This window comes from Bradyrhizobium sp. MV1.5 (assembly GCF_055807615.1).
This window is the reverse complement of sequence record NZ_JBVVPL010000012.1, coordinates 161,174-169,273: the sequence shown is the minus strand read 5'-3', so window position 1 is coordinate 169,273 and position 8,100 is coordinate 161,174. Positions and strand designations below refer to the sequence as shown.

The 8,100-nt window shown below is 64.9% G+C and carries 5 protein-coding genes; all 5 read right to left on the bottom strand.

All coding sequences use genetic code 11. From position 1 onward, the window contains the following. Nucleotides 1-259: 259 nt before the first annotated feature. The 5 genes from AC0L2J_RS14660 to AC0L2J_RS14640 all read right to left on the bottom strand — a co-directional run bounded on the left by AC0L2J_RS14660 (nucleotide 260) and on the right by AC0L2J_RS14640 (nucleotide 8,100). Nucleotides 260-1,570, bottom strand: a complete 1,311-nt coding sequence (locus AC0L2J_RS14660; protein ID WP_473391023.1) for an ABC transporter substrate-binding protein — start codon at nucleotides 1,568-1,570, stop codon at nucleotides 260-262. A gap of 154 nt (nucleotides 1,571-1,724) precedes the next feature. Beyond that, nucleotides 1,725-4,238, bottom strand: a complete 2,514-nt coding sequence (uvrA, locus tag AC0L2J_RS14655) for an excinuclease ABC subunit UvrA (protein WP_473391019.1) — start codon at nucleotides 4,236-4,238, stop codon at nucleotides 1,725-1,727. A gap of 172 nt (nucleotides 4,239-4,410) precedes the next feature. Then, nucleotides 4,411-5,652 (bottom strand): ABC transporter substrate-binding protein, encoded by a 1,242-nt coding sequence (locus AC0L2J_RS14650; protein ID WP_473250162.1) that lies wholly within the window; start codon nucleotides 5,650-5,652, stop codon nucleotides 4,411-4,413. Nucleotides 5,653-5,692: 40 nt separating this feature from the next. Then, nucleotides 5,693-7,174 carry an ATP-binding cassette domain-containing protein gene (locus AC0L2J_RS14645; RefSeq protein WP_473391017.1) on the bottom strand — a complete coding sequence of 494 codons (1,482 nt, stop codon included), beginning with the start codon at nucleotides 7,172-7,174 and terminating at the stop codon, nucleotides 5,693-5,695. Next, a complete protein-coding gene (locus AC0L2J_RS14640; protein ID WP_007613257.1) occupies nucleotides 7,174-8,100 on the bottom strand; it encodes a branched-chain amino acid ABC transporter permease in 927 nt (308 codons plus the stop codon). The genes AC0L2J_RS14645 and AC0L2J_RS14640 overlap by 1 nt, the downstream gene beginning before the upstream one ends.

The window sequence follows — 8,100 nt, the reverse complement described above, 5'->3', positions numbered from 1 at the left end:
CCGCCCGCCCCCCCGCCCGCCCCGCGCCCCCGCCCCCCCCCGCCGCCCGCCCGCGCCCCGCCCCCCCCCGCCCCCGCCCCCGGGGGGGGGCCCCCCCCCCCCCCCCCCCCCACGGGTGAGGGGTTATCTCCGCGAGCAAACCTCTCACAGCTGTGTTCGCGGAGATAAACCCCTCATCCGGCGCTTCGCGCCACCTTCTCCCGCAAGGGGAGAGGGGAAGATGGCGCCGACGCGGACAATCCATTTCGGCACGCCGCCATTACGTCCCGTAGGTCGACCCCTTCGGTAGCGGAAACACCGGGTCCCGCGTCCGGATGTTCGTCGGCCACACCACCGAGATGTGCTCGCCGGCGTTCTGCATCACCACTGGGGTCGAGCGCTCGTTCTGGCCGGACATCGGCGTGCCCGGCGGGAAGAATTTCACGCCATAGCCCTGGATGGTGCCGCCGGCGGGAATGTCGACGTCGAGCGCGGCCTTGCGAATGGCCTCGGGCTCGAAGCTGCCGTACTTCTCCTTGGCGACCGGCAGCACGTTGTTGAGCAAGATCCAGGTCTGGTTGAAACCCATCGAGCAATGCGGCGGCACGTCGGTGGCGCTGGTCTTGGCTTGATAGCGCGAGACCATGGTCTTGGTGAGATCGCCGATTCCAGGCGCAAGCTTGGCGGCATCGAGCAGTTGCGCCGGCACCGGGTCGATGTTGCAGAAATTGTCGATGTCGGGGCCGAAGGTCGCGCGCAGCTTGTCGAGCTGGCTGTAGCCGGCGCCGGCGCCGAACAGCATCTTGAAGCGCAGGCCGCTCTCGCGGGCCTGACGCAGGAACAGGGTGATGTCGGGGTTGTAGCCGGCATGCGAGATCACATCGACCTTGGCGCGCTTGAGCTTGGTCACGAGCACCGACAGATCGGGCGCGGAAGCCGAATAGCCTTCCCGCATCACCACCTGGATGCCCGCCTGCTTGGCATAGGCCTCGTCGGCCGCCGCGACGCCGACGCCATAAGGGCCGTCCTCGTGGATCAAGGCAACCTTGACGTCCTTCGGGTCCATGCCGAGCTTGCCCTGCGCGTGCTCGGCGACGAAGCCCGCGAACGCCTGGCCGTACTGATCGGAATGGATCTGCGCGCGAAACACATATTGCAGGTTCTTGTCCTTGAACACGGCGGTCGAGACCGCGGTCGTGATCCAGAGGATCTTCTTCTGCTGCTCGACCTTCGCCGCCATCGGCACCGCATGCGCGCTGGAATATACGCCGTTGATGATGTCGATCTTCTCTTGGCTGATCAGCCGCTCGGCCTCGTTGATCGCCACGTCCGCCTTGCTCTGCGAGTCCGCCGCGACCGGCACGATCTTGGTCTTGCCGCCGATGCCGCCCTTTTCGTTGACGAGGTCGATGGCGATCTGCGCGCCGACCGAGGAGGCGACCGAGCCGCCGGCGGCGAACGGACCGGTGAGGTCGTAGATCAGGCCGATGCGCAAATTCTCGGCTTGCGCCTGGGCCCGTGTCCAATCGAGGCTGAGTGCGGCGGCGGCAGCCGCCGAGCTCTTCAGCAGCTGCCTGCGTGAAGTCGGCATCCTATCCTCCCTCAAAATCGTTTTATGACTTGGTCTTGTTATCTTTTTTCGAAGTATGGGGAGCGGGGCGGCGGAAAGTCAACATGGCGAAAGTCGGGGTCTGGCTCCGCGGCGCAGAACGCAATTGCGAAATGGGTGACGACGAGATCGCCCGCTACTGTTTCAAGCGTCGGGCGAGATAGCCGGCGGTCTTCCCGCCGGCCTCCGCGACCTCTTGCGGTGTTCCCGACGCAACGATACGGCCGCCTTCATCGCCGGCACCGGGACCGAGGTCGATGATCCAGTCGCTATGAGAGACGACATCCATGTCATGCTCGACCACGACCACGCTGTTGCCGGCGTCCACGATGCGCTCGAGCTGGGCGATCAGGCGCTCGACATCGCTGGGATGAAGACCGGTGGTCGGCTCGTCCAGGACATAGAGCGTGTGGCCGCGTTGCGGACGCATGAGCTCGGTCGCGAGCTTGATGCGCTGGGCTTCGCCGCCCGACAATTCGGTCGCGGACTGACCGAGGCGGATATAGCCGAGGCCGACCTCGCGGACGACCGATAGCGACCGGTTCAGTGTTGGATCTTCGCGGAAGAATTCGAAGGCCTCGTCGACGCGCATCGCCAGCACATCCGCGACGGATTTTCCGCGGACCTTCACCTCCAACGTCTTGTCGTTGTAACGGGCGCCCTGGCAGGTCGGGCAGGGTGCGTAGACGCTGGGCAGGAACAGAAGCTCGACGCAGACAAATCCCTCGCCCTCGCAGGTGCTGCATCGGCCTTTTGCGACATTGAAGGAAAAGCGCCCGGCATCGTAGCGGCGGGATTTTGCCTGCGGCGTCGCGGCGAACAACCGCCGGACGTGGTCGAACAGGCCCGTATAGGTCGCAAGGTTGGACCGCGGCGTGCGGCCGATCGGCTTCTGATCGACCACCACGAGGCGATCGACCTGATCGAGGCCGGCGACGATCTTGCCACCCAATGTCTCGATCGCGGGTGCTGCCAGGCTGTCGTCATCCGCTTCCGCGGTCCGTGTATGGCCGAGATGCTCCGCCACGGCATCGACGAGGAATTGGCTGATCAGGCTCGATTTGCCCGAGCCCGACACGCCGGTCACGCTGGCGAGAACCCCGAGCGGGACATCGACGTCGAGGCCGCGAAGATTGTTGCGGGTCACACCCCGGACTTTCAGATGCGCCTTCGGTTCGCGGCGGACCGTCGGCAGCGGCTTTCGTGGATGGGCGAGATAATGGGCGGTTCGGGATTGCGCGACCTGACTGAGCCCTGCGGGCGGTCCACTATAGAGGATGTTCCCGCCGCCTTCGCCGGCATCCGGCCCGACGTCCACCAGCCAGTCGGCATGCCTGATTACCTCGATCTCGTGCTCGACCACGAAGATCGAATTGCCCGCGTGCTTGAGCCGGTCCAGCGCCCGCAGCAGCGCCTCGGTGTCGGCGGGATGCAAGCCGGCGGATGGTTCGTCGAGCACATAGACGACGCCGAACAGGTTCGAGCGGACCTGCGTCGCCAGACGCAAGCGCTGCAACTCGCCCGGCGACAGCGTCGGCGTGCTGCGCTCGCAGGCGAGATAGCCAAGCCCGAGGTCGAGCAGGACGGCCAGCCGCGCCGACAAATCCTCGCAGATGCGCCTTGCCACGACCGCCTTTTCCGACCTGTCGCTCGAGGCTTTCGCGAACGGCCTGACCACCACTTGCAGTTGCTTGAGCGGCAGATGCGACATCTCGGCGATGTTGAGGCCGGCAAACTTCACCTTGAGCGCCTCAGGCTTCAAACGCGTGCCGTGGCAGGTCGGGCAGTCCTGGGTGATCATGAATTGCGCGACGCGGCGCTTCATCATCGCACTCTCGGACTTGGCATAGGTCTGCATCACGTAGCGCTTGGCGCCGGTGAACGTGCCCTGATAGCTCGGCTCCTCCTTGCGGCGCAGGGCCCGTTTGACTTCTGCTGCAGTGTAACCGGCATACACCGGAACGGTCGGCTGCTCCTCCGTGAACAGGATCCACTCGCGGTCCTTCCTGGGTAGCTCACGCCAGGGCTTGTCCACATCGTAGCCCAGCGTTGTCAGGATGTCCCGGAGGTTCTGTCCCTGCCAGGCACTGGGCCAGGCCGCGACGGCGCGCTCGCGGATGGTCCTGGTGTCGTCGGGCACCATCGATTTTTCGGTGACGTCGAGCATCCTGCCGATGCCGTGGCAGGTCGGGCAGGCGCCTTCCGGCGTGTTCGGCGAGAATGATTCCGCATAGAGCATCTTTTGTCCGTGCGGGTAATCGCCGGCACGGGAATAGAGCATCCTGAGCAGGTTCGAGATGGTCGTCACGCTGCCGACGGACGACCTCGTCGTCGGCGCGCCGCGCTGCTGCTGGAGCGCGACGGCGGGCGGAAGGCCTTCGATGTCGTCGACTTCGGGGATCTGCATCTGGTGGAAGAGACGCCGCGCGTAAGGCGACACCGATTCCAGATATCGTCGTTGTGCCTCGGCGTAGATCGTCCCAAAGGCGAGCGATGATTTTCCGGAGCCCGATACGCCCGTGAACACGACGAGGGCGTTGCGTGGAATACTGACGTCGACGTTCCTGAGGTTGTGCTCACGCGCGCCTCGCACGCGAACGAAGCCGTCATCCTGCATCAGGCCATCGGGTTGTCTTGGTCGGTCGTCCATCTGGCTGCTCCGGCCCACGCATAGGAGGTTAACGGCAGGATCGCAGGATGGGTCCACCGATGCCAGCGTACTGGTTGCGTTCTGCACAAAACGAAGGCCCGTCGCGATTGAAGCGACGGGCCTTTCAGGGTGATGGGTGCCCAGTACCGAGCCCGGTGGCGGGCTCGGCCGGTTACTGCGACAGCTTCACGAAACTCGGAAACTTGAGCTTGCCCTCCGCGATCTTCTCGGGCCAGACCACGACCTGCTTGGAGTCCTGCCACTGGAAGACCAGACCTGACACGGTCGTCGGACCCGACTTGATGCCGTGGGTGAACTCGTCGTCCTTGCCGTAGAACTGGATGCGGCCGATCGTGCCCTCGTAGTCGGTCTTTTCGAGTTCAGTGACCATCTTGTCGGGATCGGTCGAGCCCGCGCGCTTGATCGCCTCCGTGATGAAGTAGACCTCGTCATAGGCAGTGTAGCCGGTGTAGGCCGGCGGCGAGCCGAACTTGGCCTTGAACGCCGCCGCGAACGGTTTCGTCTTGGAGGTCACGGCGACATCGGGCGTTGCGACCGCCAGCGACGGGACGCCGTCGGCGGCACCATTGGTGTCCTTCCAGAAGGTCGGGCTCAGCGCCTGCGCGCTGATGCCGAACATCGGGACCGGCACTTGCTGGTTCTTCCACTGCACGGTCGGCTGCACGCCGACATGCGAGATGCCGGTAACGATGACGTCCGGCTTCTTGGCCTCGATATTGTTGAAGATCGGCGTGAAGTCGGTGGTGTCAGGCGAGAACCGCACGTGCTCGACGACCTTGAGGCCTGCTTTCGGAAGACAGGCCTCGTAGCCGACGTCGAGCGGCTTGGTCCAGGCGGCGTCCTCGCTCATGATCGCGACCGTCTTGAACTTGAGCTTGTCGACCAGCAGATCCTTGGCGGCGTCGCAGACGAGTTGCGCTTGCGCGGCCGAGGTCAGATAGCCGTGGAAGGTGTACTTGTTCTTCTCATAGTCGTTATGGATCGCCTTGGTGATCTCGTTCGAGGCCGCGCCGGGGGTGATCAGCGGCATCTTCAGCCGCGCCGCCCAGGGTTCGAGCGCGAGAACGACCTCGCTGATGTAGCTCGCGATCACGGCGGAGACCTTGTCCTCGCTCACCGCGCGCTGGAATGCACGCACCGAGTCGGCCGAGGAGCTCTTGTTGTCGTAGGTCACGATCTCGATCTTGCGGCCAAGAATGCCACCCTTCGCGTTGATCTCGTCGGCGGCGATCTGCGCGCCGCCAGGCGTCGCGGCACCCGCAATCGACTGCACTTCGGCGATGACGCCGATCTTGATCGGTTCGTTCGACTGCGCGTAGGCGGGAGCAGCGAGGCACAGCGCCAGCGCGGAGGCGAGGAGGAAGCTGCTGCTCAAATTCGGCGATGGTCGCATGGTCGTTCCCTTTGCTTCTTTTGTTGTTGGTATGCGCGAACTAGAGAAAATCGGCGCCAGCCTCCGCGGCGAAGCGGCCCGGATCGCCCTCCCAGACGATCCTTGCATGTTCGAGCACATAGACGCGGTCGGCATGCGGAAGCGCGAAGGTCACGTTCTGCTCGCCGAGCAGCACCGTGATCGACGTCGTCTGCCGCAGCTTCTCCAGGGCCTTGGACAGGAGCTCGAGGATGACGGGGGCGAGGCCCAGCGTGGGCTCGTCCAGGATCAGGATCTGCGGCTGCATCATCAGCGCACGGCCGATCGCAAGCATCTGCTGCTCGCCGCCGGAGAGTGTTTGCGCCATCTGGCCCTGACGCTCTTTCAGGATGGGGAAAAGCTCGAACAGCCATGCGAGCTGTACCGCACGCTTGTCGTCGGCCAGATGTTGCCCGCCGAGATCGAGGTTTTCCCGCACGCTCATCTCGCCGAACAGCTCGCGCGATTCCGGGCACTGCACGAGGCCGCTGCGGGCGATCTTCGCCGGCGTCGTGCCGCGCAGCTTCTCGCCGCTGCGCACGATCTCGCCGCTATAGGGCAGGAAGCCGGAGATGGTGTTGAACAACGTGGTCTTGCCGGCGCCGTTGAGGCCGACGATCGAGACGAACTCGCCCTCATGGACGTGGATCGAGACGTTCTCCAGCGCCTGCGCCTTGCCGTAGAACACGCTGACATTCTCGACCTGGAGCAGCGGCACCTTGTCCTTGAAGCTGGTCTCGGGTCGCGCATGGGTCTCGATGGCGCCACCGAGATAGACCCGCCGCACCGTCTCGTTCTTCATGACGTCATCGGCCTTGCCGGTGACGATCTCCTCGCCGAGATACATCGCGAGCACGCGGTCGACCAGCGCCGCGACACTTTTGACGTTGTGGTCGACCAGCATCACCGCGCGGCCCTCGTCGCGAAAGCTGCGGATCAGGTCGGAGAAAACGTCGACTTCTGCGCGCGTCAGCCCGGCAAAGGGCTCGTCCACCAGCACGACCTTCGGATCGCGCGCGATCGCCTTGGCGAGCTCGAGCCGGCGCAGGTCGGCAAAGGGCAGCGTCGGCGGGCGGCGGTTCATGACGTTGCCGAGCCCGACGCGGTCGGCGATCCATTTGGCGCGCTCGACCAGCGCCTTGTCCGGAAACAGCATGAACAGGCTGTCCGGCAGCAGCGCGACCATGATGTTCTCCAGCACGGTCTGCCGGTTCAGCGGCCGCGAATGCTGGAACACCATGCCAAAACCCTTGCGCGCGATCTTGTGCGCGGGAAGGCCGGCCACGTCCTCGCCCTCGAAGATCACCTCGCCTGATGTCGGGCGCTCGATGCCCATCACGCTCTTCATTGCGGTCGACTTGCCCGAGCCGTTCGGCCCGATCAGGCCAAAAATCTCGCCGCTATTGACCTCGAAGCCGAGGTTCTTCACCGCCGTCAGTCCGCCGAAGCGCTTGGTCAGGCCGCGGACTTCGAGCACGGCCCTGTTTGAAGATCGCATATCCATCACGAGCGCGCCTCACGCGAGAGGGCCGCTCCGAGGAAGCCGCCGGGGAAGAACAGCACGACGAGCAGCGCGACGGCCGAAACGATAAAGGTCGCGAGCTCGCCGGTGGGCCTTAAGAACTCGCCAGCGACGATCAGGAAGATCGCGCCCAGCGCCGCGCCAAGCACCGTGCGCCGGCCGCCGAGCACGGCCGACACGATCACGTTGACGCCGACCGCCACGTCGACGACGGTGCCGACCGAGGCGGTGCCGAAGTAGAACACCAGCAGCGCCCCCGATAGCCCCGAGAAGAACGCGCTGACGATGAAGGCGGCGAGTTTGTGCTTGACGATGTTGAAGCCGAGCGCGCCGGCCTGCACCGGGTCCTGGCCGCTGGCTTGCAGCACCAGGCCAACAGGCGATTGCGACAGGCCATAAAGAATGGCCGCCGAGATCGTCATGAAGCCGAGGGCGATCCAGTAATTGGCGCCGGCATTGATGGTGATGACGTCGGGGATAGTCAGGCCGATCTCGCCGCCGGTGAGGTCGGCGAACACCACGATGAAATTCTGCAGCATCAGCACCGCGACCAGCGTGGTCAGGCCGAAATACGGTCCGCGCACCCGGAGCGCCGGCAGCGCCAGCACGAGGCCGGCGATGACGGAGGCGAGCGCGCCGAGCACGATGCAGGCGTAAACCGACCAGCCGAACTGGGCATTGAGGATGCCCGCGGTGTAGGCGCCGACGCCGATCAGGAAGGTCGGCCCGAAATTGACCTCGCCGGCGAACCCGAACAGCAGGTCCCACGCCATCGCGAACACGCCGAAATAGAAGGCGACGGTGAGAAGCCCGAGCACGTAGCCGGAGACGTAGAGCGGAAGCGTTGCCGCGATGACGACCAGCGCGAGCGAGATGAAGAACAGGCGTGTCGTAAAGAAGCCGGCCAT

Coding starts and splice junctions, on each gene's coding strand:
- AC0L2J_RS14650 (WP_473250162.1), bottom strand. CDS start 5,652: ATGCGACCATCGCCGAATTTGAGCAGCAGCTTCCTCCTCGCCTCCGCG.
- AC0L2J_RS14660 (WP_473391023.1), bottom strand. CDS start 1,570: ATGCCGACTTCACGCAGGCAGCTGCTGAAGAGCTCGGCGGCTGCCGCC.
- AC0L2J_RS14640 (WP_007613257.1), bottom strand. CDS start 8,100: ATGGCCGGCTTCTTTACGACACGCCTGTTCTTCATCTCGCTCGCGCTG.
- uvrA (WP_473391019.1), bottom strand. CDS start 4,238: ATGGACGACCGACCAAGACAACCCGATGGCCTGATGCAGGATGACGGC.
- AC0L2J_RS14645 (WP_473391017.1), bottom strand. CDS start 7,174: ATGGATATGCGATCTTCAAACAGGGCCGTGCTCGAAGTCCGCGGCCTG.